Here is a 22,334-nt window from a genome sequence, read left to right as displayed (position 1 = left end):
GTTCACCGGGACCGTGACGTTCCCGGTGAGGCCGTTGAGGACCCTGTGATTATGGCACTGGCCACAGGGTTACGCAGAGGCACCGGTGCAGGTGGCCGGGCTCATCTCCCGTGCGGCGGGCGCCGGTTGATCCGGGCCCGGGGAGAATGGACGCATGGAGCTGCATGGGGACAAGGTCGTGCTACGCCCGGTGACCGACGGCGACACGGAGATCCTGGACAGAGTCGTACGGGAACCGGAGGTCGCGGCGTGGTGGCCGCCTCCGGACGGCTACGAGGGCAAGTGGGCCGTGGTGTACGCGGGTGAGGTCATCGGCATGGTCCAGTTCGACGAGGAGGACGATCCCGAGTTCCGCCGGGCGGGCATCGACATCTTCCTGACCGCGAAGCACCACGGGGAGGGGCTCGGCGCCGACACGGTGCGCACGCTGGCCCGGTGGCTGGTGCGGGAGAGGGGGCATCACCGGCTGACCATCGACCCCGCCGCCGCCAACGCCGCGGCGATCCGCTGCTACGGCAAGGTCGGGTTCAAGCCCGTGGGCATCATGCGCGCGTACTGGCGCAACCATCGGACGGGCGTCTGGGAGGACGGGCTCCTGATGGACCTGCTCGCGGACGAGCTGATCTGAGACATGCCCTCCTAAGGCATGTCCTCCGGAGACAGGCCCTCCTGAGACATGCCCTAGGGCTGTGGAGCCTCCTGTGCGGAGGGCCTGTCGGGCGAGGCGCCCTGCACCGGCACGCGTGATGCCGCCGCGCCGGACCGGGAGGCCGCGCGCGGGGCGGCCGAGGATCACGCCCGTCAGAACCAGGGCGAGCCCGCACAGTTGTTGTGCCGTCAGCTCCTCCCCGGCGATCAGGATGCCGCAGAGCACACCCGTGATGGGGTTGAGCAGCCCGATCAGTCCCACGGTGCCCGCGGGCAGATGGCGCAGACCCGTGAACCACGCGGTGAAGGCCAGCGCGGTGGCCACCAGGGATACGTAGGCGAAGGCGAGGAGCGTGGCGGGCGGGAGCGGCGGCGGCGCGCCCTCCGCGACGGCGGCGAACGGCAGCAGGAACAGGCCGCCTGCGACGAGCTGCCAGGCGGTCGTGGCGATCATGTCGGTGCCGCCGCTCCAGCGCTTCGTCAGCAGATGCCCGAAGGACGACACGAGCACGGCCGCCGCAGAGGCGAGCATGCCCGGCACGCTCGCGGCCACCGTCCCGGTGAGCAGCATCAGGCACACCCCGCCGAGCCCGATCACGGCACCGGCCAGATGCGCGGTCCGGGGCCGCTCGGCCACCAGGGGCCAGGCGAGGAACAGCATCGTCAGGGGAGAGGCCGCCATCACGGTCGAGGCGACGCTCGTCGGCAGCAGTTGGGAAGCGGCGTAGACGAGGGCGAAGAACACGCTCACGTTGACCAGACCCAGGACCGCGGAGCGCCACCACCACACGCCACGGGGCCGTCGCCTGCGCAGGACGAGCAGGGCGAGACCCGCGGGCAGCGCGCGCAGGGCGGCGCCGTACAGCGGGCTGTCCGCCGGGAGGTACTCGCGGGTCACGTAGTAGTTGGCTCCCCAGGCCACCGGAGCGACGGCGGTGAGGGCCACCCAGCGTGCATTGGCTTCCATGGAAGACAATATAGCTTCCAGGGAAGCTAATATGGGAGGCATGGACGACCAGCAGGCGAAAGACCGCGTGGCACGGATCCAGGACGAGTGGCGGCGCGAGCGTCCCGAGCTCGACGTCACGCCGCAAGGAGTGATCGGCCGACTGCACCGGCTCGCGGACCGTCTCGGCGAGGAACTGCGCCTCGTGTACGGCCGGTACGGGCTGAGCGAGGGGGAGTTCGACGTCCTGTGCGCGCTGCGGCGCGCGGGCGAGCCCTACGAGCGGGCACCCGGCGAGCTGGCCGCCCACACCATGGTCACCACCGGTGCGATGACGAAGAGGATCGACCGGCTGGAGAAGGCCGGACTCGTCACCCGGCGGCGTTCCGACGACGACCAGCGGGGCCGCATCGTCGCCCTCACCGGGCCGGGACGCGAGCTCATCGACCGGGCCTTCGCCGAGCACATGCACAACGAACGGCGGCTGGTGGACCTGATGTCCGCCACCGAGACGGCCGCTCTCGAAACCCTGCTGACGTCCTGGCTCTCGCGCCTGGAGCCCCCGCGCCCCGCCGACGGCGCCTGACCGGACCGGCCGCGCAACGCAAACACGAGCGCCGCCCTCAGCACACATGTGCTCAGGGCGGCGCTCGGACGAACCGCGACGACTACTGCACGGAGCGCACCACGACCGGCACGTCCCGGCCCTGCGGCGCGGTCACGCTCACCGCGCCCGCCGCGTCCCGCACGACCTGGTACGCCGCCGCGTCCCGGCCCTGGTGATCGGGGACCGACACGGTCACCGTGGTGTTCTCCCCGCCGCCCGGGGCGACGACCAGGGACAGGTCCTTCAGCCAGTCGCCGTCGGGCCGCTGGTCGTCCGCGCCGAGCGGCAGCACCGCGCCGGGCCGCACGAACACCGGCAGGCTGTCGAAGCCGTACGTCTCGCTGCGCCAGACCGGACCCTGCACCTGCTCACCGGTCAGCAGGTGTGTCCAGGTGCCCTCGGGGAGGTAGTACTCGACGTCGCCGCCGGCCGAGAAGACCGGCGCGACCAGCAGGTCCGGGCCGAGCATGTACTGCCGGTCGAGGCCCCGGGCGGTCGGGTCGCCGGGGAAGTCGAGCAGCATCGGGCGCATCAGCGGGACGCCCGTGCGGTGGGCCTCTACGGCCGCTCCGTACAGGTACGGCATCAGGCGGTGCTTGAGCTTGGTGAACCGCCGGGCGACGTCGACCGCCTCGTCGCCGAACTCCCACGGCACGCGGTACGAGGACGAGCCGTGCAGCCGGCTGTGCGAGGAGAGCAGGCCGAACTGGAGCCAGCGCTTGAAGACCGCCGGGTCCGGCAGTCCCTCGAAGCCGCCGATGTCGTGCGACCAGAACCCGAAGCCGGACAGCGACAGCGAAAGCCCGCCGCGCAGCGACTCGGCCATGGCGCCGAACGACGACCAGCAGTCACCGCCCCAGTGCACCGGGAACTGCTGCCCGCCCGCCGCCGCCGACCGCGCGAACAGCACGGCCTCGCCGCTGCCGCGCTCCTTCTCCAGAAGGTCGAAGACGACCTTGTTGTACAGGTGCGTGTAGTAGTTGTGCATCCGCTCCGGGTCGGAGCCGTCGTGCCAGACCACGTCCGTGGGGATGCGCTCGCCGAAGTCCGTCTTGAAGCAGTCGACGCCCTGGTCCAGGAGCACCTTCAGCTTCGCCTGGAACCAGGCGCACGCGTCGGGGTTCGTGAAGTCCACGAGGCCCATGCCCGCCTGCCACAGGTCCCACTGCCAGATGTCGCCGTTCGCGTGCCGCACCAGGTATCCCAGCTCCGCGGCCTCGTCGAACAGGGCGGACTTCTGGGCGATGTACGGGTTGATCCACACGGAGATCCGCAGGCCCCGCTCCTTGAGCCGGGCCAGCATGCCGACCGGGTCCGGGAAGACGTCCGGGTCCCAGGCGAAGTCCGACCACTGGTACTCGCGCATCCAGAAGCAGTCGAAGTGGAAGACGGACAGCGGGATGTCGCGCTCGGCCATGCCGTCGACGAACTTCGTCACCGTCGCCTCGTCGTACTGCGTGGTGAACGACGTGGTCAGCCACAGGCCGAACGACCAGGCCGGCGGGAGCGCCGGGCGGCCGGTGAGCGCGGTGTAGCGGCGCAGCACGTCCTTGGGCTCGGGGCCCGCGACGATGTAGTAGGTCAGCGACTGGTCCTCGACGCTGAACTGCATCTGCCCGACGGACTCCGAGGCGATCTCGTAGCTCACCCGGCCCGGGTGGTCGACGAAGACGCCGTACGCGCCGGTGGGGGAGACGTGCAGGCTGAACGGGATGTTCTTGTAGGCCTGTTCGCTGCTGGTGCCGCCGTCGGCCTGCCACATGTCGACGACCTGGCCGTTCTTCACGAACGGAGTGAAGCGCTCGCCGAGGCCGTAGACCTGCTCGCCGACCCCGAGGGACAGCTGGCCCGCCATGTGGTGGGCGCCGTCGCCCGTGGTGAGGAACGCGGTGCCCTTGCGGCCCACGGAAGCGACCTCGCGGCCCTCGGGGTCGCGGAACGACAGGGTCCACGGCGCGCCGGTGTCCAGGCGGACCCCGAGCGCGCCGCTGGTCAGCTCGACGACGTCGCCGTCGCGCTGCACCCGGCCGACGCCGGTGTCCGCGCCGGGCAGGGCGAAGTCGGGGCCACGTCGCTTCCGGCCCGCCAGGTGCGTGACGGTGACGCCGATGACACCTTCGGCGGGGGAGAAGCAGTCGACGGTCAGGAGCGGGGCGTTGAGGGTGTCGCCGCGCCGCTCGACGTGCTTCGCCGCCGCGTACGCGGTGAAGCTGTCGTCGGTGGCACGGACGTCACGTACCTCGGTGGCGTACGAGGCCTGGACCCCGTCGCGCATCAGCCAGAAGCCGTCGGTGAACTTCATCATCTTCCTTGGGGTGCGGGGGGTGGTGCGGGGGTGGTGCGGGATGGTGCGCGGTCGGGAGAGCCGAGACAGGCGCGGCGGTGGAGGCGTCGCCCGGCCTCGGGGCCGCCGGGGCGGTTCAGGTCAGCAGGGCGGGCGACGCCTCGTCCAGCACGTGGGCCAGCCGGTTCCAGGTCACCTGGTCACGGGGCACCGCGGGCAGCTGTCTGCCCCGTCCGGTGTCCCACTCGGTGGCGACGGCGACCGGGTCGAGGCCGGTGGCGGCGGCGCGGGCGAGCGCGGCGGCGCCGAGCGCGACGAGTTCGCCGGACTCGGGCAGCAGCACGGGCCGTCCGGACAGCCGCCGCACCGTCTCCACCCAGGTGCGGCCGCGGGCGCCGCCGCCGATCAGCCGCAGCGGGCGCCCCGCGACCTCGGGGTCTTCGGGATCGAGGCCGCAGGCGAGGAGCAGGGCGTCGAGGGCGCGCAGCACGGTGAACACGGCGCCCTCGTAGGCGGCGCCGAGCAGTTGCCGCCCGCTCGTGGCGTGCCGCAGGCCGGTGAGCAGCCCTGTGGCGTGCGGCAGGTCCGGGGTGCGTTCGCCGTCCAGGTAGGGCAGGAGCACGGCGCCGCCGCCGGGCTCGGCGTCCTCGCGGTCCAGGCCGAGCAGGTCCGCGACCTTGTCGACGGCGAGCGTGCAGTTGAGGGTGCAGGCCAGCGGCAGATACGTACCGTCGGTCGCCGCGAACCCGGCGAGGTCCCGGGAGGCCGGGCGGGTGCGGGTGGCGGTGAAGACGGTGCCGGAGGTGCCGAGGCTGACGACCGGGTGGTCCAGGAGCCCGGCGCCGCCGAGGCCCAGGCCGACCGCGGCCGCCATGTTGTCGCCGGTTCCGGCGGCCACCGCGATCCCCTCGGGCAGGCCCAGCGCCTGAGCCGCCCGCGCGGTCAGCGAGCCCGCGCGGGTGCCGCCGGTCGCCGCGACCACGGGCAGCAGTTCGGGCCGCAGGCCGAGGAGGTCGAGCACCTCGGGATCGTAGGCACCGGTCGCGGTGGAGTACCAGCCGGTGCCGGAGGCGTCCCCGGGATCGGTGACCGCCTGGCCGCAGAGCCGCTCGGTGAGGAAGTCGTGCGGCAGCCGGACGGCGGCGACCGCGCGGGCCGGCTCGTGCTCGCGCAGCCACTTCCACTTCGTGGCGGTGAGCGAGGCCACCGGCACGGAGCCGGTGCGTGCGAGCCAGGCGTCGGGGCCGCCGAGCGCCTCGGTCAGCGCGGCGGCCTGCGGGGCGGAGCGGGTGTCGTTCCACAGCGCGGCCGGGCGCAGCGGCCGGCCGTCCGCGTCGAGCACGACGAGGCCGTGCTGCTGGCCGGCGACGGCGATGCCCGTGACGGCCTCGGGGGCGATGTCCGCCTCCTTGAGCCCGTTCGCGACCGCGTCGCGCAGCGCCCACCACCACACGTCCGGTTCGGTCTCGCGGGCGCCGTGCTCGCCGGTGACCACGTGCGGAGCCCGGCCGACGGCGAGGATCCGGCCGGTGGCGGCGTCCGTGACGGCTGCCTTGGTGGACTGCGTGGAGCTGTCCACGCCGATCACGACGGCCATGAAGCCCCCTCAACGTGCTGGTGATCCCGGTGCTGGTGATCTTGCCTGCGCCTTGAAGCCCGGCTCGGGCCAAAGCGCCTGTATGACGCATTTGATCGTACAGAAAACAAAAGAACAAGAGGCTGCGGGGTGTGACGTGGCGCAAGCGCTTCGATTCACGTAACAGCAGGTAGTTGCCGATCCGTGAAGTGTGAGTTTCACCGTTGGGTCTGGCGCCGAGCGGCTGAATGACGTATTAGTCATGTCAGAAAACAAACGATCGACCCAAGGACGGCACCATGTCCGGCGGATTCACCCCCACCCCTGAAGACAAGTTCACGTTCGGTCTGTGGACCGTGGGCTGGCGGGGCAACGACCCGTTCGGCGACGCCACGCGCCCCGCGCTCGACCCGGTCGAGTCGGTACGGCGGCTGGCCGAACTCGGCGCCCACGGCGTCACGTTCCACGACGACGACCTCATCCCCTTCGGCTCGACCGACGCCGAGCGCGAGGCCATCGTCAAGCGGTTCCGCGCCGCGCTCGACGAGACGGGCATGGCCGTCCCGATGGCCACCACGAACCTGTTCACGCACCCGGTCTTCAAGGACGGCGGCTTCACCGCCAACGACCGCGACGTCCGTCGCTACGCGCTGCGCAAGACGATCCGCAACATCGACCTCGCGGCCGAGCTGGGCGCGCAGACGTACGTGGCATGGGGCGGCCGCGAGGGCGCCGAGTCCGGTGGCGCGAAGGACGTCCGCGACGCCCTCGACCGGATGAAGGAGGCCTTCGACCTGCTCGGCGACTACGTCGTCGAGAAGGGCTACGACCTGAAGTTCGCCATCGAGCCCAAGCCCAACGAGCCGCGCGGCGACATCCTCCTGCCCACCATCGGCCACGCCCTCGCCTTCATCGAGCGCCTGGAGCGCCCCGAACTCGTCGGCGTCAACCCCGAGGTCGGCCACGAGCAGATGGCGGGCCTCAACTTCCCGCACGGCATCGCCCAGGCCCTGTGGGCGGGCAAGCTCTTCCACATCGACCTCAACGGCCAGACCGGCATCAAGTACGACCAGGACTTCCGCTTCGGCGCCGGTGACGTGCGCCAGGCGTTCTGGCTCGTCGACCTGCTGGAGAACTCCGACTACGCCGGCCCGCGCCACTTCGACTTCAAGCCGGTGCGCACCGACGGCTTCGACGGCGTGTGGGAGTCCGCGAAGAACTGCATGCGCAACTACCTGATCCTCAAGGAGCGCGCCGCGGCCTTCCGCGCCGACCCCGAGGTGCAGAAGGCGCTGCTCGACTCCCGCCTCGACCAGCTCGCGCAGCCCACCGCCGCCGACGGTCTCGCCGCCCTCCTCGCCGACAAGAGCTCCTTCGAGGAGTTCGACGTCGAGGCCGCCGCCCAGCGCTCGATGGCCTTCGAGCGGCTCGACCAGCTCGCGATGGACCACCTGCTCGGCGCCCGCTGAGCCACCCGGGCATCTCGCCCGTCCCGCGCGTACGGCCTGGCCGGAACCGTACGTCTCCAGTAGCGACTCCCCGGCGGAACACGGGCGTTCCGCCGGGCCGGCCACCCCTACCCAGGCAAGGGCAAGCACCGTGACAGCAGCACGCCGGCGGGCCGCGATCCCGCTCACCGTTGTCTCCGTCCTCGTCGCCTCCGCCGCCCTCGCGGGCTGCGGAAGCCAGCGCGACGACGACGTCTACACCGTCCTCAACTCCTCGACCGACGACTCGTACCACGGCTGGGACGCCGCCACCCTGAAGCGGTGCAGCGCCAAGCTGGGCATCACCATCGAGCAGCAGAGCGTCCCGGCCTCACAGGTCATGACGAAGTCGCTGCGGATGGCGTCGTCGAAGTCGCTCCCGGACGTCATCCAGTTCGACGCCTCCGAGATGCCGACGTTCGCCGAGGCAGGAGGTCTGGTCGACCTCAAGTCCCTCGGACTGTCCACGAAGGACATCCCGCAGGGCATCGTCGACTTCGGCTCCTACAAGGGTAAGTACTACGGCGCCGCGCGCACGGTGAACACCCTCGCCCTCTTCTACAACAAGGACGTCCTGAAGAAGGCCGGTCTCGAGGTTCCCACCACGTGGGCCGAGATGCAGGAGACCGCGAAGAAGCTGACCCAGGGCAAGCAGTACGGCATCGCCCTGAGCGCGGGCGGCGCCGAGGACGGCGTCTTCCAGTTCACCCCGTTCATGTGGTCCAACGGCGGCGACGAGACCGACCTCGACAGCAAGCAGGTCGCCGAGGCCCTCGACTACTGGAAGGGCCTGCTCAAGGACGGCTCGCTGTCCAAGTCGACGGTCAACTGGACGCAGGCGGACGTCAACGACCAGTTCATGGCCGGCAACGCCGCGATGATGATCAACGGCCCCTGGCAGGTCGAGACCCTGAACACCAAGGAGTCCCTGCACTGGGGCATCGCGCAGATCCCGGTGCCCAAGGCCGGCGACGACTCCGTCGGTCCGCTCGGCGGCGCCGTCCTCACCGTCCCGAAGACGGGTGACACGGCGCGCGAGAAGACCGCCGCGAAGATCATCGGGTGCATGTCCTCCGAGAAGGAGCAGATCACCTACGCGCGCAACAGCTGGATGGTGCCCGCCAACGAGAAGGCCGCGGCGATCTGGCGCAAGGAAGTGCCCGAACTCGACGCGCTCGCCGACCAGGTGGCCACCGCCCGCTCGCGCACCGCGAAGGTCGGCGCGGGCTGGTCGTCCGTGTCCCTGGCCCTGCAGAGCGCCTTCCAGTCCGCGCTCACCGGTCAGAACAGCGCGGACGCGCTGAAGAAGGCGCAGGCGCGCGCCACGAGCGGGAACTGAGGGGTTTCACGAACATGTCGACCACCACGGCCTCCGCCGCACCCGCCACCCGGCCGGCCCCCGCCACCCCGGTGAAGAAGCGCGACACGCGGCGCCGCCGCAGGCTCTCCCAGTGGGGCTTCATCGCTCCCGCCGTCGTCTTCATGCTGCTGTTCTTCGGCTACCCGCTCGTCCGCAACGTCGTGATGAGCTTCCAGGACTTCTCGCCGTCCACGTTCTTCGACGGCAAGTCCCCCTTCAACGGCACCGACAACTGGAGCAAGGTCTTCCACGACGACCTCTTCGGCAAGGCGCTGTGGCACACCATCGTCTTCACGATCGGCTCGCTGATCGGCCAGTTCGGCATCGGCCTCGCGCTCGCCGTCTTCTTCACGAAGAGGTTCCCCCTCAACGGGTTCCTGCGCTCGCTGATCCTGCTGCCCTGGCTCGTCCCCATGGTCGTCTCCGGCATCGTCTGGCGCCGCATCCTCGACCAGGACACGGGCGTCCTGAACTCCTTCCTCGACACCCTCGGTCTCGGCGGCCACACCCCGTGGCTGACCAGCCCCGGCATGGCCCTGTTCTCCGTGATCATGGTGAACATCTGGATCGGCATCCCGTTCAACATGGTGATCCTCTACGGCGGACTCCAGGAGATCCCCAAGGAGCTGTACGAGGCCGCGTCCCTGGACGGCGCCTCCGCCTGGCGCACCTTCCGCTCCATCACGCTGCCGCTGCTCAAGCCCGTCATCACGGTCGTCCTCGTGCTCGGCTTCATGTCGACGGTGAAGATCCTCGACCTGATCCTGGCCCTGACCGACGGCGGTCCCGCCGACTCCACGCAGACGCTCGGCACGCTCACGTACCAGAACTCCTTCGTTCAGCTCGACTTCGGCGCGGGCGCCGTCGTCGGCAACGTCCTGATCCTGATCTCCGCCGTCTTCGCGGTGTTCTACCTGCGGGCCAACCGCTCCGAGGGGAAGTGACCGGCATGGCAACCGCCTCCGCCTCCGCAACCACCGGGCCGAAGCGCCGCTGGGGCGCCACCGTCGCCGGCGTCGTCATCCTGCTCGTGATGCTGTTCCCGCTGTACTGGATGATCAACACGGCGCTGCAGCCCGAGTCGGGCCTCCTCGAGGTCTCGCCCGTGCCGCACTCGCTCGACCTGTCCGGCTTCTCCTCCGCCATCAGCGAGCAGGGCGGCCACCTGCTGACCTCGCTCGCCGTCGCGCTCGGCGCCGTCGTCATCTGTCTGGCGATCGCCGCGCCCGCCGCGTACGGGCTCGCCCAGTTCCGGCTGCCCGGCACCAAGTCCATCGTCTTCGGCACGCTCATCACGCAGATGGTCCCGGGCATCGTCATCGCCAACGCCCTCTACAGCGCGTACGTCGACATGGGCCTGGTCAACTCCTACTTCGGCCTGATGCTCGCCGACGCCTCGCTCGGCATCCCCTTCGCCATCGTCCTGATGCGCTCGTTCATGGTGGCCATCCCCAAGGAGGTCATCGAGGCGGCCGAGGTCGACGGCGCGAGCAAGGTGCGCACGTTCGTCCAGGTGGTGCTGCCGATGAGCCGCAACTCCCTCATCACGGCGGGCCTGTTCTCCTTCCTGTACGCGTGGAGCGACTTCATGTTCGCCCTCACGCTCAACACCACCGACGACGTCAAGCCCGTCACCCTCGGCATCTACCAGTACATCGGCGCCCACGTCGGCGACTGGGGCTCCGTCATGGCCGCCTCCGTCCTGTCGGCGATCCCGGCCGCCGTGCTGCTCGTCCTCGCCCAGAAGTACATTGCTGCCGGTATCACCGGCGGATCCGTCAAGTAAGGCTTTTCATGAGTGACTTGCCCGTTTTCCCTGAAGGCTTCGTGTTCGGCGCGGCCACTGCCTCCTACCAGATCGAGGGAGCGGCGAACGAGGACGGCCGCGGCCCGTCCATCTGGGACGTCTACAGCCACACGCCCGGCCGCACGGACGGCGGCGACACCGGCGACGTGGCCTGCGACCACTACCACCGCTACCCCGAGGACGTGGCGCTGCTGCGCGACCTCGGCGTCGAGTCGTACCGCTTCTCCATAGCCTGGCCCCGCATCCAGCCCACGGGGCAGGGGCCGGCCAACCAGAAGGGCCTCGACTTCTACTCGCGGCTCGTCGACGAACTCCTCGAAGCGGGCATCGAGCCCGCGGCCACCCTCTACCACTGGGACCTGCCGCAGGCCCTGGAGGACAAGGGCGGCTGGCGGGTGCGCGAGACCGCCGAGCGGTTCGCCGAGTACACGGCGATCGTCGCCGGGCACCTCGCCGACCGCGTGCCGCGCTGGATCACCCTCAACGAGCCCTGGTGCAGCGCCTTCCTCGGCTACTCGGTCGGCCGCCACGCACCCGGCGCCCAGGAGGGCACCCCCGCCCTCGCCGCGGCCCACCACCTGCTCGTCGGCCACGGCCTCGCCGTCAAGGAGCTGCGCGCGGCCGGCGTGCGCGAGGTCGGCATCACCCTCAATCCGGACTTCAACGTCCCGGCCACCGACTCGGACGCCGACCGCGGCGCCGCGCTGCGCGCCGACACCCAGCACAACCTGGTGTGGACCGACCCGATCCTCGCTGGCCGCTACCCCGCGTCCGACGAGGACACCTGGGGCGAGCTGATCACCCGCCAGGACTTCCGGCTCGACGGCGACCTCGATCTGATCGCCCAGCCGCTGGACTTCCTCGGCGTCAACTACTACCGGCCCACCCTCGTCGCCGACGCCCCGCACCGGGAGCCCGACGCGTCCCTGCGCACGGCCAGCGACAACCGGTACGTCGAGCGTTCCTGGCCCGACGTGCGGCGCAACTCCATGAACTGGCCGGTCGTCCCCGAGACGTTCACCCAGCTGCTCACCGGCCTCAAGGAGCGCTACGGCGACGCCCTGCCGCCGATCCACATCACGGAGAACGGCACCGCGGAGTACGACGAGGTGTCCGCCGACGGCGCCGTGCACGACGCGGACCGGGTGACGTATCTCCAGGAGCACCTCACCGCGCTGCGCACCGCCATGGACGCGGGTGTCGACGTGCGCGGCTACTACGTCTGGTCGCTGCTCGACAACTTCGAGTGGGCGCTCGGCTATGCCAAGCGGTTCGGCATCGTGCGCGTCGACTACGACACCCAGGAGCGCACCCCGAAGGACAGCTACCACTGGTACCGGAAGCTGATCGAGGCCCACAAGGGCTGACGGGAAGCCTCGACGAACGATGCCCGGCGGAGGATTCAGCCGGGCATCGGCATGTCCGGACGAGGACGGTCGCGGTCACAGGCGCCGTGACACGTCCTGCGCGGCCTGCCGGACGGCCGGTGCGAACTCGGCCAGTTGGACCTCGGTGACGAGGAAGGTGAGGGACGAGACGGACACGGCGCCGACCGCGGTGCCGTCGGCGTCGAGCACCGGGGCGGCGAGCGAGCAGATGGAGTCGTCCGCCTCCTCGTAGTCGACGGCGTACCCGGCGGCGCGGATCGCCGCGAGCTCTTCGACCAGCGCCGCGCGGTCGGTGTGGGTGCGCGGGGTACGGGCGGGCAGGCCGGTGCGGTCCAGGATGTCCGCCGCCTCCCTCCCCGGCAGATGGGCGAGGAGGGCCTTGCCCGCGGCCGTGGCGTGCAGCGGGAGCGGCGTCCCGACGTCGGTCGCGATCCGGTAGGCGTGCCCCGGATCGACCTTGTGCGTGTACGTCGCGTGGTCACCGCTGAGGACGGCCAGATGGACGGCCTGTCCGAGCCGCTGCTGCAGGGCGCGCAGTACGGCGTCGATGCCCACGGCGTCGTCCGAGAGGACCTGGGCTGCCAGGGAGCGCAGTTGGACCCCGCAGCCGTAGCGCCCCTCGCCGTCGGCCGCCACGTATCCCTCCTCGACGAGCGTCGCCAGGACCCGGTGCGCGGTCGCCTTCGGGACGCCGGAGCGCTCCGCGATGTCGCCCAGCCGGTGCGGCCCGTCGGCGCGGGCCACCGCATGCAGCACATGCAGCGCCTTGGCGACGGAATTCGCGGGCTTGCTCGCTTCCATTGACCCTCCGTGGAGAAGCGGACTATGTTGCCAATCGATCCGCACAGCGGAACGCCATTCTACTCCACGGAACGGGATGGCGTCCTTGGGGTGCGACACAACCCCCACGTCCCCACTCTCACGCTCGTGAAAGGCGGCCGTCCATGGCTGGACACGGACCTTCCTCCGTGCACCCGCAACGATTCGATCTCGTCGTGGCAGGCGGCCTGTTGGCCGATCCGCTGCGCGACGGGCCCGTGCCGGGGGACCTGGCCGTGCGCGACGGACGGATCGCCGCCGTCGGCGCCCCCGGCACCCTCGTCGGCGAGGAGACGCTCGACGCCTCCGGGCTGCTCGTCGCCCCCGGCCTGATCGACCTGCACACGCACGTCTACGCTCCCGGCACCTACCTCGGCGTGACCGCCGACGAGGTCGGGGTGCGCCAGGGCGTCACCACCGTGGTGGACGCGGGCAGTTGCGGCAGCGACCACTGGGACGACTTCGCCGATAACGTTGTCCACCCGGCCGCCACCCGCGTCCTGAGCTGGCTCAACATCTCCCGGCACGGCCTGGTGCACGGGCGGCAGGAGCTCAGCCACGGCCCCGACGACATCGACGAGGCGGCCACGGAGAAGCTGCTGCGCGCCCACCCCGACCGGGTGCGCGGCATCAAGATCCGGATGAGCGCGTCGGTCCTCGGCGATTCGGGACTCGCCCCGCTGCGCGCCGCCAAGCGCGTCGCCGGCCGGGTCGGCCGGCCCGTGATGGTCCACGTCGGCAACGAACCGCCGCACCTCGGCGACGTACTGGACCTGCTCGGCGAGGGGGACGTCGTCACCCACGCCTTCCACGGCAAGCCCGGCGGCCTCTTCGGCAGCGAACCCCAGGCGCGCGCCGCCGTGGCCCGCGGGGTCCGCCTCGACGTCGGACACGGCAGCGCCAGCCTCAGCTTCGCCACCGCCGAACGCGCCCTCGCGGCGGGCTTCACCCCGCACACGATCAGTACCGATCTGCACCTCCGCAACGTCGAAGGACCCGTGCACTCCCTCGTCGCCACCCTCACCAAACTCGTCGCCCTCGGCCTGACCCCCCACGAGGCGATCCGCTGCTCGACCCTGCACGCCGCACAAGTGGTCCGCATGGAAGACGAGTTGGGCACCCTGCGACCGGGTTCCGTAGCGGACCTGTCGCTGCTGCGGCTGACCGAGGGACCCGTCACGCTGACCGACGCCGAGGGCGCCACCCGCACCGGCACCACCCGCCTGAGCGCCGTGGCCGCGGTACGCGCCGGACGACCCCACCCCGTCGACAGCACGCCCTGAGCGACGTTCCCGCGGGGACACACGTCCGGGCCGCCCGCCGTACGACACGAACCACCGACCGAACCACCGAGAGGCCCGTGCATGACCACCCCCCTCATCGAGCGACTCGCGGCGACCGTACGGGACACGGCCACCCCCGTCACCGACGCCGACCGCGCCGACCTGGCCGCGTTCCTGCCGCTCGCCCAGGTCTACGCGCAGACCTGCGGCATCGGCTTCGACGACGTCCGCTCGCTCGCGCTCGCCGTGCACGCCCTCGCCTTCGTGCGGCGGGTCCGCGCGGACGAGCACCTGGACGCGCTCGACGAGGAACTCGGCGCCGAGATCGCCCCCGGGCGCATGGCCGCGGTCCGCACCCTCGTCGACACCTACTGCGCGCCCCGCGACTTCCCCGCGCACGACACCGAAGTCCTGCTGCTCGCCCTGCACTTCGAGGCGGCGGCACAGCTCCAGCATCAGACCAGCCAGCAGGCATGACAGCTCAGCCATGACCGACACACCAGGGAGCACCGCCATGACAGTCAAGATCGTGATCGGACACCGGCTCGGCAAGGGCCAGGCGGTCGCCGACGGCATCCGCGCCGCGGGCGGCGAGCCCGTCCTCATCCCGGGCCCCGGCGCCGACATGAAGGTGGGCGACGTGATGGACGCCGAGGGTGCTCAGCTCGGCATCTCCTTCTGCGGCAGCGGCGGCGCGGGAGCCGTCACCGCCAAGGCCAAGTACGGCCACGACATCGAGTTCGGGATGCGCTCGGCGCAGGCCGGGGTGACCGCCGTGGAACAGGGCCGCACCGTGCTCGGCTTCGGATTCCTCGACAGCGAGGAGCTCGGTTTCAAGGTCACCGAGGCGCTGCTGAAGAAGCTCGCCAAGGAGGCCTCGTGAAGCAGTCCCGGCACACCCTGCGGCTCAGCGGTTCGGGACCCACCCGCGAGAAGGCGTTCGCCACCGCCATCGGTCAGGTGCAGTCCGAGGTCGCGAAGCTCACGGACGGCGTGAACTTCCGTGTGGAGCCCCTGGAACTCGACGTGGTCTCCGCGGTGGAGCACCGCTGGACCGAGCGGTTCCTCGGCCTGCTCTTCCCCCGCACCCGGCAACGCTTCGAGATCACGCTGAGCATCGAGGTCCAGGTGGCCTCGCTGGACCTGGACGCCGTCGACTTCACGGTGCGCGAGGAGCGGCTCTCCTCGCTCCAGCACGCCCTCCACATGAGGTGACCCGATGAACGACACCCTCACCGTCCTCCTGGAGTCGCTCGTCATCGGCGGCCTCATCGGCTTCGGCGCGAGTGCGGGCGTTGCCCGTATGTTCCACGCGCCGAAGGTCCAGGGCATGGGCGCCTTCCGCACCCTGGGCGAACTGAACGCCTGCCAGAACGACCCCGTCGCCCACTTCTCCTTCGGCCTCGGCTTCCTCTTCAACGCCTGGTCGAGCGCGGTCGGCACCGGCGCGCTCACCGGAGACGTGGACCACCGCATCGTCCCGCACTGGACCGCGTCCGCCGCGATGATCAAGAACCGGAGCCTCGCCGAGACGCTCCACAACCCCCGGCGGATGGCCCTGACCGGCACCGTCGTCGGCATGGTCCTGATCACCCTGCTCAACACCACGGCCGCCTCCATCCCGCACTCCCTCCAGGAAGTCGCGGCCAAGGTCCTCGGCCCCGCGTCGGAATGGCTGATCAACCCCGTCATGCCGATCATCTTCTGGATGGCGGCCGTCGACGCGGGCCGCCGCACCGGAGCCTGGGGCACCGTCCTCGGCGGCCTCGGCCACCTCGTCATGGGCAACGCCGTCCCGGGCATCGTCCTCGGCATCGTCATCGGCAAGGGCGTCGACGACCTGGGCTGGACGAAGGTCACCAAGTCCCTGGCCGGCGCGGTGATCATCCTGTTCGCGGCCAGCACCTTCCTGCGCGGCGCCGACCTCACCCTGCTCGCGCAGCTGAAGGTCGACGTGCCGCACTGGCTCATGCAGCTCCACGATGCGACCGGTACCAAGCCCCAGTGAGGCAGGCAGCGACATGACCGACACCTCCACCGCCGCCGCGGGCGGCATACCCGCGCAGAACCCGGGTGCCGCGCCGGCCAATGGCGGCTTCCTGAGCAAGGTGCCCGGAGAGGGCAGCTTCTGGCTCTCCGAGTGGGCCTTCCCCGTCTTCGTGGCCTGCCTCGCCGCGGGCATCTTCACCGGCACGCACCTCTACTACGTCTACGACACCGGCGTGTTCAACGAGGTCGCCGTCGTCTCCATGCTCAAGGCCGGTATGGAGGGCGGCAGTTACGGAGCCGCCGCCGCGTTCGGCGCGGGCTTCCTGTTCGCCCGCGTCATCGAGGGCCCCATGGTCGGCATCCTCGACATCGGCGGCTCCCTCCAGACCGGCGTCGGCATCGGCATCCCCGCCATGCTGCTCGCCGCCGGGTTCACCGCCCCGCTGGAGCACTTCTGGCTCGCGATCCCGGTGGGCGCCGTGCTCGGCGCGCTCATCGGCGTCGCCATCCTCGTCATCCGCCGCGCCACCGTGAACTCCACCGGCGGCACCTCCACCTTCGGCGCCGACGTGATGATGGGCGCGGGCAACTCCGCCGGACGCTATCTCGGCCCGCTCGTCATCATCTCCGCCGCCACCGCGTCGCTGCCCGTCGGCCTCGGCTCCACCATCGGCGCCGCCCTCTTCTACAAGTGGAAGAAGCCGCTGACCGGCGGCGCCATCATCGGCGCGATGCTCGCCGGGCTCTTCTTCCCCATCCCCGGCAAGTGACCGCCCCCGCTCCCGTACCCGCCCCCACCCCTGCTCCCGTACTCGCCCCTGCTTACGTACCCGCAGCGCAAGGAGACCGCGTGCCCACCCTCCACCAGGACCTCGGCGTCCCGCCCGCCATCAACGCCAGCGGCAGGATGACCGCCCTCGGCGGCAGCGTCCTCGGCGACGGAGTCATCGCCGCCATGGGCGAGGCGGCCCGCCACCACGTCGTCATGGACGACCTGCTGGATGCCGTCGGCCGCGAGATCGCCCGCGCCACCGGCACCGAGGCCGGCTGCCCCACCACCGGAGCCGCCTCCGGCGTCGCCATCGCGGTCGCCTCCGTGATCGCGGGCACCGACGTGACCCGCGTCGAGGCACTGCCCGACCCCGGCGACGCGCCGTCCGAGGTGATCCTGCCGCGCGGCCACTCCGTCTACTTCGGGGCCCCGATACGCCAGATGATCGCGCTCGGCGGCGGCCGTCCCGTCGAGGTCGGCTCCGCGAACAAGGTCACCGCAGGCCATCTGTCGGGGGCGATCGGCCCGCGCACGGCCGCCCTGCTGTACGTCCAGTCCCATCACGCCGTGCAGAAGGGCATGGTCACCCTCGCGGAGACGATCGAGGTCGGCCGTCGGCACCACATTCCCGTCATCGTCGACGCGGCCGCCGAGGAGGACCTGAAGCACTGGCCCGCCACCGGCGCCGACCTGGTCGTCTACAGCGGTGGCAAGGCCGTGGGCGGGCCCGCCTCCGGCATGATCTGCGGCAGCGCCGCGCGGATCGCCGCCTGCCGCGCCCAGTACGGCGGCATCGCCCGCCCCATGAAGGTCGGCAAGGAGACCCTGTTCGGCCTCGTTCAGGCGCTGCGCGAGTACGGCACCGCGACGCCCGGCGGGCACCGCGCGCGCATGGAGAAGCTGGCCGCGCGCCTCGCCGACCTCCCCGGCATCACGACCCGGGTCGTCGGTGACGAGGCGGGCCGCGCCATCCACCGCACCGAACTGACCGTCGACCCGGCCGAGGCAGGCCGTGACGCGACCGAGCTAGCGGCCGAACTCGCCGCTACCGGAGTCCACTTGAGGGACCACCTCGCCGTGACGGGACGACTGCTGATCGACCCGCGCCCACTGCGCCCCGACGAGGAGGACCAGCTCGTGGACCGGCTGACCGCACTGCTCGCAGGAGGAACCCGATGACCGTCGTCGAGCGCCGCCTGGTGGTCACCGAGGAGGCCGGCCTGCACGCCCGCCCCGCCGCCGCGTTCGCCCAGACCGCCGCCCGCGCCGCCGCCGAGGTGACCGTCGCCCGCGAGGACGGCACCGAGGTGCCCGCCCGCAGCGTCCTGTCCCTGATGACGCTCAACATCCGCTGCGGCGACGCCATCGTGCTGCGTGCCCGCGGCGCCGACGCCGAGTCCACCCTGGACGCGCTCGCGCTCATCGCGGCCCCGGCATGACCGAACACCGTACGGAGACACCGTTGAACCCCGCCGCCCCCGCCGTGCCCGATGTCATCGAGCGGCTGCGGCTCGCCCGCGTCACCCCGACCGTCCGCGAGGCCGACGCCGACGCGGCCGACCGGATGGCCCGCACCCTGGTCGAGTCCGGCATCACCGCCTTCGAGTTCACCGCCACCACGCCCGGCTGGGAGAAGCTGGTGGAGACGTGGTCGCGCGAGGCGCCCGGGATCACCCTGGGCCTGGGCACCGTCACCTCACCGGAGATCGCCGAGCGGGCCCTCGCGGCCGGGGCGCACTTCCTCGTCAGCCCCTTCCAGGTACCGGAGGTCCGGCCCGTGGCCGACGCCGCGGGCCGGCTGCTGGTCGAGGGCGGCCTCACCCCGAGCGAACTGCGCATCGCGGCCGGCCGCGGGGTCGCGAAACTCTTCCCCGCGAACATCGGCGGCACCGGCTACCTGAAGTCGCTGCTGTCAGTCCTGCCCGGCGCCCGCATCATGGCCACCGGCGGCGTCAGCGTGGACAACGCCGCCCAGTGGCTCGCCGCGGGTGCCTTCACCGTCAGCATCGGCAGCGATCTGGCCAAGGGCGACGTGCGGGCCAATGTCGCACGGCTGAAGGAGAGCATCGGCTGAGGCGTGCCCGGCGGGGCAGCCGACCGCTCTCGGCGTGACGCGAAGGCCGCGGCCCCGGGTTGCGGCCCTCGCGGCCGTCAGTCCGTCCCGTGTTCCGCGTACGCCGCCGGGTCCGCGAGGACGTCGCGCACCACGCGGGCCGCGGCGCCGCGTGCCGCGTCGCCGGAGGAGGACGATGCCCGCAGCCGGCCGCTGCCGGGCGTCCACAGGCCCGACACCACACGCGCCGTCAGTTCCGCGTCCGCGGCGGGCGCCAGCCAGGGCTTCAGTTCGCGGAAGGCGCCGCCCAGGATCACCGCGTCCGGGTCGAGCAGGTTCACCGCGCCCGACAGCACCCGGCCGAGCTGCCGTCCGGCCTTCTCCAAGGCGTGCAGCGCCTGGACCTGTCCTGCGCGTGCCCGTGCCTCCAGCTCCGCGACGCCCGCCGCGCCCGCCTTCTCGTCCAGGCCCGCGGCGCGCAGCAGCGCCGCCTGGCCCGCGTACTGCTCCAGGCAGCCGCGCGCACCGCAGCTGCACGGCGGCCCGTCGGGGTCGACGACGATGTGGCCGATCTCGCCCGCGAACCCGTGGGCGCCGCGCAGCAGTTGACCGTTGAGGACCAGTGCGCCTCCGACACCGATCTCGCCGGTGAGGTAGACGAAGCTGTTCACCGGGGTGCGGTCGTCGTCCGTGGTCGCGAACCACAGCTCGGCCATCGCCGCGAGATTCGCCTCGTTGTCCGCGCTCACGGGGAGGGCGCGATGCTCGGGCCGCAGCGTACTGAGCGCCTGCGCGAACAGGCCCTCGACCGGCACCCGGTTCCAGCCCAGGTTGGGCGCCTGCCGCACCGCGCCGCCGGAGACCAGACCGGGCAGCGCCAACTCGGCGGCCACCGGCCGGAGTTCCTGCTCCGTGGCGGAGGCGACGGCGCGCGCGGCGATCCGGGCGGCCTGATTGAGGACCGCGGCCGGCGCCGAGCCGCGGTTGTCCATCCGCTCCACCAGCCGGACCCGGTCGGTGCCGGCGAGATCGACGACGCACACGGCCACGTAATCGATGTTGATCTCCACGCCGAGCCCCGCGGGCCCGCTGCGCGCCACCTTCAGGACGGTGCCCGGACGGCCCGCCTGCCCGCTGAACGTCTTGCCCCACTCGCCGAGGAACCCCTCCGTCAGGAGCTGGTCGACGAGCGACGACACCGCCGCCCGGGTCAGCCCCACGCGCGCGGCGATGCCGGCCCGGGTCGCCTCGCCCTCGTCGTGGACGGTGCGCAGCACCAGGCTCAGATTGTGCCGCCGCACGCTTGCCTTGTCGGCCTTCGCGGGTGGGGCGGGGGACGCGTTGTTGCTGTTCATCGTGGTGTCGACCCTAGACGACGCCGAGGACGCGGGGAGCCGGATTAGCGGGCGGCGGGGCGGGCGACGACGGCGCTGACGACGGCCGCGATGCCCGCGCGGTCGGTGGGATGGGCGTCCACCGAGTTGTGGATGGAGAAGCCTTCCACCAGAGCGTCCAGAGCGCGCGCGGTGAGCGGGTCGAAGTGCTCGGCGAGGGACGCGCGGCTGGCACCCATCCAGGAGCGCATGACGTCGCGCAGTTCGGGGTGCCGGGTGGCGAAGGCGTACAGCTCGTAGCTGAGCAGGAGATTGCGGTCGGAGCCCCAGACCTTGCCGCAGATGATCTCGACGACCGCGTCCTGGGCCTCCTCCGGCGTGCGCGCCGCGGCCAGCAGCGCCCCGTAGCGCGTGGACACGCTCTCGGCGAGGCGGGTGAAGGCCTCGGTGAGCAGATGCTGCATGTCGTCGAAGTAGTAGGTGAGCGAGCCGAGCGGAACCCCGGCCGCCGCGGCGATCCGGCGGAAGGTGACCTTGATGGCGCCGTGCTCGGCGATGACGTCGAGGGCCGCGTCGAGAATCCGCTCGCGCCGCTGGGGGTCGTTGGGGCCGCGGTTGCTTCCGGTCATCGTCGTGGTCCGCCTTCTCTTCTCTCCGCCCCCACCTGGTATGTACATTTGTGCATACCCGGTGGGGGCGGGACGCGTCGCCTGCCGGTCCATTCTTTCGAACTCCTGCGGAGCTCCTGTTGATAGACCCTGCCGTGCGCCGGCGCCGTCAGGCCCTGTACCTCTTCTTCTTCCTCAACGGCATCGCCATGTCCTCCTGGGTCACCCGCACTCCGGACGTGCGCGACCGACTGGGCGTGTCGACCGCCCAGATGGGCCTGGTCCTCTTCGGTCTGTCCGTCGGCGCCATGATCGGCATCCTGTGCTCCGGCCGCTTCGTGTCGCGCTTCGGCACCCGGCCCGTGATCGCCCTGGGCACCTGGCTGATCGTCGCGGCCGTCGTCGTCATCGGCGCGGGCAGCGCCGTCGCCTCCGCGCCCCTGGTCACCGCCGGACTGTTCCTGTTCGGCGCGGGCACGGGAGCGGGTGAGGTCGCCGTCAACGTCGACGGGGCCGACGTCGAGCGCATCACCGCCCGGGCCGTCCTGCCCACCCTGCACGGCTGCTTCAGCCTGGGCACGGTGGTCGGCGGACTCGCCGGAATGGCGGCCACGGCGGCCGGTCTCCCCGTCCCCTGGCATCTCGCCGTCGTCGCCGTGGTGGCCACGGCGCTCCTGCTGTACGCGCTGCGCTCCGTGCCGGCCGGTGTCGGCCTCGGTGCCGAGCACGGAACGCCGCAGGAGGGGCAGCGCTCCCGGCCGCAGGTCTGGAAGGACCGGCGGCTGCTGCTGATCGGCGCCATCGTGCTGGCCATGGCCCTGGCCGAAGGCGCGGCGAACGACTGGCTGCCGCTGCTCATGGTCGACGGCCACGGCCTGAACGCGGCGACGGGATCCCTCGTCTACGTCGGATTCGCCGCCGCGATGACCACGGGCCGTTTCTGCGGCACGTTCTTCCTCGACCGCTTCGGGCGGGTGGCGGTCGTCCGGGCGAGCGCCGTCTCGGGGGCCGTCGGACTCGTCCTGGTGATCTTCTCGGACAGCGCCGTCGTCGCGGCGGCGGCCGTGCTGTTCTGGGGCCTCGGAGCCTCGCTCGGCTTCCCCGTGGCACTGTCCGCGGCCGGTGACTCGGGCCCCGACCAGACGGCCCGTGTCTCGCTGGTCGCCATCATCGGGTACGTGGCGTTCCTGGTCGGCCCGCCGGCCCTGGGCTTCCTGGGCGACCACTACGGTCTGCGCTCGGCGATGGTCGCCGTCCTGGTGTTCGTGGCCGGCGCCATCCTGCTGGCCCCGGCCGCCGACACCCGTACCCGCGAGCCCTCCACCGTGGACGCGTAGCCGGACACGGTCCCGGCGGGCGGGTGCGCGGCCCGG

Annotated in this window: 22 protein-coding genes and 1 pseudogene; 17 read left to right on the top strand and 6 right to left on the bottom strand. The window is 71.6% G+C overall.

Annotated elements, in window-relative coordinates; genetic code table 11:
- The first annotated feature begins 154 nt into the window (after positions 1-154).
- The gene (gene aac(6'), locus ACFVDP_RS09105; protein ID WP_383485659.1) at positions 155-628 is read left to right on the top strand and encodes an aminoglycoside 6'-N-acetyltransferase; all 474 of its coding nucleotides are present in this window, start codon (positions 155-157) and stop codon (positions 626-628) included.
- 219 nt (positions 629-847) lie between these two features.
- On the opposite strand, the pseudogene ACFVDP_RS09100 reads toward aac(6'), so the two are convergent.
- Positions 848-1,615: pseudogene (locus tag ACFVDP_RS09100) on the bottom strand (EamA family transporter); the annotation flags it as partial.
- A gap of 31 nt (positions 1,616-1,646) precedes the next feature.
- Here ACFVDP_RS09100 and ACFVDP_RS09095 point away from each other — a divergent pair.
- A complete protein-coding gene (locus tag ACFVDP_RS09095; protein WP_383485656.1) occupies positions 1,647-2,180 on the top strand; it encodes a MarR family winged helix-turn-helix transcriptional regulator in 534 nt (177 codons plus the stop codon).
- Positions 2,181-2,262: 82 nt separating this feature from the next.
- Here the strand turns inward: ACFVDP_RS09095 and yicI are convergent, their stop codons facing one another.
- Together yicI and xylB are read right to left on the bottom strand one after the other, a co-directional pair.
- Positions 2,263-4,503, bottom strand: coding sequence for an alpha-xylosidase (gene yicI / locus ACFVDP_RS09090; RefSeq protein WP_383486059.1), 2,241 nt, complete (start codon positions 4,501-4,503; stop codon positions 2,263-2,265).
- 118 nt (positions 4,504-4,621) lie between these two features.
- A complete protein-coding gene (gene xylB / locus ACFVDP_RS09085) occupies positions 4,622-6,082 on the bottom strand; it encodes a xylulokinase (protein WP_383485653.1) in 1,461 nt (486 codons plus the stop codon).
- Positions 6,083-6,360: 278 nt separating this feature from the next.
- On the opposite strand from xylB, the gene xylA reads away from it, so the two are divergent.
- The 5 genes from xylA to ACFVDP_RS09060 all read left to right on the top strand — a co-directional run bounded on the left by xylA (position 6,361) and on the right by ACFVDP_RS09060 (position 12,082).
- Positions 6,361-7,530, top strand: a complete 1,170-nt coding sequence (gene xylA, locus ACFVDP_RS09080) for a xylose isomerase (protein ID WP_383485650.1) — start codon at positions 6,361-6,363, stop codon at positions 7,528-7,530.
- A 130-nt stretch (positions 7,531-7,660) separates the two neighbouring features.
- A complete protein-coding gene (locus ACFVDP_RS09075) occupies positions 7,661-8,887 on the top strand; it encodes an ABC transporter substrate-binding protein (protein ID WP_383485647.1) in 1,227 nt (408 codons plus the stop codon).
- Positions 8,888-8,901: 14 nt separating this feature from the next.
- Complete coding sequence (locus ACFVDP_RS09070) at positions 8,902-9,852, top strand: carbohydrate ABC transporter permease (protein WP_111665094.1); 951 nt, start codon at positions 8,902-8,904, stop codon at positions 9,850-9,852.
- Positions 9,853-9,857: 5 nt separating this feature from the next.
- Positions 9,858-10,694, top strand: coding sequence for a carbohydrate ABC transporter permease (locus tag ACFVDP_RS09065; RefSeq protein WP_383485643.1), 837 nt, complete (start codon positions 9,858-9,860; stop codon positions 10,692-10,694).
- 8 nt (positions 10,695-10,702) lie between these two features.
- Positions 10,703-12,082, top strand: coding sequence for a GH1 family beta-glucosidase (locus ACFVDP_RS09060; RefSeq protein WP_383485641.1), 1,380 nt, complete (start codon positions 10,703-10,705; stop codon positions 12,080-12,082).
- Positions 12,083-12,157: 75 nt separating this feature from the next.
- Here ACFVDP_RS09060 and ACFVDP_RS09055 read toward each other — a convergent pair whose 3' ends face one another.
- Positions 12,158-12,904: an IclR family transcriptional regulator gene (locus ACFVDP_RS09055; RefSeq protein WP_383485638.1), complete on the bottom strand. Its 747-nt coding sequence runs from the start codon at positions 12,902-12,904 to the stop codon at positions 12,158-12,160.
- A 167-nt stretch (positions 12,905-13,071) separates the two neighbouring features.
- On the opposite strand from ACFVDP_RS09055, the gene ACFVDP_RS09050 reads away from it, so the two are divergent.
- From ACFVDP_RS09050 to ACFVDP_RS09010, 9 genes are all read left to right on the top strand, one after another.
- Positions 13,072-14,205 carry an amidohydrolase/deacetylase family metallohydrolase gene (locus ACFVDP_RS09050; protein ID WP_383485636.1) on the top strand — a complete coding sequence of 378 codons (1,134 nt, stop codon included), beginning with the start codon at positions 13,072-13,074 and terminating at the stop codon, positions 14,203-14,205.
- 81 nt (positions 14,206-14,286) lie between these two features.
- Positions 14,287-14,682: a hypothetical protein gene (locus ACFVDP_RS09045; protein ID WP_383485633.1), complete on the top strand. Its 396-nt coding sequence runs from the start codon at positions 14,287-14,289 to the stop codon at positions 14,680-14,682.
- Between the two features lie 37 nt (positions 14,683-14,719).
- Complete coding sequence (locus ACFVDP_RS09040) at positions 14,720-15,088, top strand: SFCGS family glycine-rich protein (protein ID WP_383485630.1); 369 nt, start codon at positions 14,720-14,722, stop codon at positions 15,086-15,088.
- A complete protein-coding gene (locus tag ACFVDP_RS09035; RefSeq protein WP_383485626.1) occupies positions 15,085-15,420 on the top strand; it encodes a DUF4312 family protein in 336 nt (111 codons plus the stop codon). Before ACFVDP_RS09040 ends, ACFVDP_RS09035 begins: the two co-directional genes overlap by 4 nt.
- Before the next feature lie 4 nt (positions 15,421-15,424).
- Entirely contained in the window at positions 15,425-16,213 is a 789-nt protein-coding gene (locus ACFVDP_RS09030; protein WP_383485623.1) for a DUF4311 domain-containing protein, read from the top strand.
- Positions 16,214-16,226: 13 nt separating this feature from the next.
- On the top strand, positions 16,227-16,964 hold the full coding sequence (locus tag ACFVDP_RS09025) for a DUF4310 family protein (protein WP_383485621.1): 738 nt from the start codon (positions 16,227-16,229) through the stop codon (positions 16,962-16,964).
- Positions 16,965-17,044: 80 nt separating this feature from the next.
- The gene (locus ACFVDP_RS09020; RefSeq protein ID WP_383485618.1) at positions 17,045-18,145 is read left to right on the top strand and encodes a DgaE family pyridoxal phosphate-dependent ammonia lyase; all 1,101 of its coding nucleotides are present in this window, start codon (positions 17,045-17,047) and stop codon (positions 18,143-18,145) included.
- A complete protein-coding gene (locus ACFVDP_RS09015; RefSeq protein WP_383485615.1) occupies positions 18,142-18,405 on the top strand; it encodes an HPr family phosphocarrier protein in 264 nt (87 codons plus the stop codon). Before ACFVDP_RS09020 ends, ACFVDP_RS09015 begins: the two co-directional genes overlap by 4 nt.
- A 23-nt stretch (positions 18,406-18,428) precedes the next feature.
- A complete protein-coding gene (locus ACFVDP_RS09010) occupies positions 18,429-19,040 on the top strand; it encodes a bifunctional 4-hydroxy-2-oxoglutarate aldolase/2-dehydro-3-deoxy-phosphogluconate aldolase (RefSeq protein ID WP_383485612.1) in 612 nt (203 codons plus the stop codon).
- A gap of 77 nt (positions 19,041-19,117) precedes the next feature.
- Here the strand turns inward: ACFVDP_RS09010 and ACFVDP_RS09005 are convergent, their stop codons facing one another.
- Together ACFVDP_RS09005 and ACFVDP_RS09000 are read right to left on the bottom strand one after the other, a co-directional pair.
- Positions 19,118-20,374 (bottom strand): ROK family protein, encoded by a 1,257-nt coding sequence (locus tag ACFVDP_RS09005; protein ID WP_383485609.1) that lies wholly within the window; start codon positions 20,372-20,374, stop codon positions 19,118-19,120.
- Positions 20,375-20,418: 44 nt separating this feature from the next.
- Positions 20,419-20,982, bottom strand: coding sequence for a TetR/AcrR family transcriptional regulator (locus tag ACFVDP_RS09000; protein WP_383485607.1), 564 nt, complete (start codon positions 20,980-20,982; stop codon positions 20,419-20,421).
- A 119-nt stretch (positions 20,983-21,101) separates the two neighbouring features.
- On the opposite strand from ACFVDP_RS09000, the gene ACFVDP_RS08995 reads away from it, so the two are divergent.
- Positions 21,102-22,298 (top strand): MFS transporter, encoded by a 1,197-nt coding sequence (locus ACFVDP_RS08995; protein WP_383485604.1) that lies wholly within the window; start codon positions 21,102-21,104, stop codon positions 22,296-22,298.
- The last annotated feature ends 36 nt before the right edge of the window (positions 22,299-22,334 follow it).

The sequence above is a fragment of the Streptomyces sp. NPDC057694 genome (assembly GCF_042799415.1).
In the GTDB taxonomy this organism is placed as follows: domain Bacteria; phylum Actinomycetota; class Actinomycetes; order Streptomycetales; family Streptomycetaceae; genus Streptomyces.
This window is presented reverse-complemented; position numbering and strand designations above follow the sequence as displayed.

What these genes read in the sequence shown, in the direction of transcription:
- ACFVDP_RS09025 (WP_383485621.1), top strand. Translation starts at nt 16,227, where the DNA reads ATGACCGACACCTCCACCGCCGCCGCGGGCGGCATACCCGCGCAGAAC.
- ACFVDP_RS09060 (WP_383485641.1), top strand. Translation starts at nt 10,703, where the DNA reads ATGAGTGACTTGCCCGTTTTCCCTGAAGGCTTCGTGTTCGGCGCGGCC.
- ACFVDP_RS09065 (WP_383485643.1), top strand. Translation starts at nt 9,858, where the DNA reads ATGGCAACCGCCTCCGCCTCCGCAACCACCGGGCCGAAGCGCCGCTGG.
- ACFVDP_RS09000 (WP_383485607.1), bottom strand. Translation starts at nt 20,982, where the DNA reads ATGACCGGAAGCAACCGCGGCCCCAACGACCCCCAGCGGCGCGAGCGG.
- ACFVDP_RS09005 (WP_383485609.1), bottom strand. Translation starts at nt 20,374, where the DNA reads ATGAACAGCAACAACGCGTCCCCCGCCCCACCCGCGAAGGCCGACAAG.
- ACFVDP_RS09095 (WP_383485656.1), top strand. Translation starts at nt 1,647, where the DNA reads ATGGGAGGCATGGACGACCAGCAGGCGAAAGACCGCGTGGCACGGATC.
- ACFVDP_RS09055 (WP_383485638.1), bottom strand. Translation starts at nt 12,904, where the DNA reads ATGGAAGCGAGCAAGCCCGCGAATTCCGTCGCCAAGGCGCTGCATGTG.
- xylA (WP_383485650.1), top strand. Translation starts at nt 6,361, where the DNA reads ATGTCCGGCGGATTCACCCCCACCCCTGAAGACAAGTTCACGTTCGGT.
- ACFVDP_RS09045 (WP_383485633.1), top strand. Translation starts at nt 14,287, where the DNA reads ATGACCACCCCCCTCATCGAGCGACTCGCGGCGACCGTACGGGACACG.
- ACFVDP_RS09030 (WP_383485623.1), top strand. Translation starts at nt 15,425, where the DNA reads ATGAACGACACCCTCACCGTCCTCCTGGAGTCGCTCGTCATCGGCGGC.
- ACFVDP_RS09015 (WP_383485615.1), top strand. Translation starts at nt 18,142, where the DNA reads ATGACCGTCGTCGAGCGCCGCCTGGTGGTCACCGAGGAGGCCGGCCTG.
- xylB (WP_383485653.1), bottom strand. Translation starts at nt 6,082, where the DNA reads ATGGCCGTCGTGATCGGCGTGGACAGCTCCACGCAGTCCACCAAGGCA.
- ACFVDP_RS09070 (WP_111665094.1), top strand. Translation starts at nt 8,902, where the DNA reads ATGTCGACCACCACGGCCTCCGCCGCACCCGCCACCCGGCCGGCCCCC.
- yicI (WP_383486059.1), bottom strand. Translation starts at nt 4,503, where the DNA reads ATGAAGTTCACCGACGGCTTCTGGCTGATGCGCGACGGGGTCCAGGCC.
- ACFVDP_RS09040 (WP_383485630.1), top strand. Translation starts at nt 14,720, where the DNA reads ATGACAGTCAAGATCGTGATCGGACACCGGCTCGGCAAGGGCCAGGCG.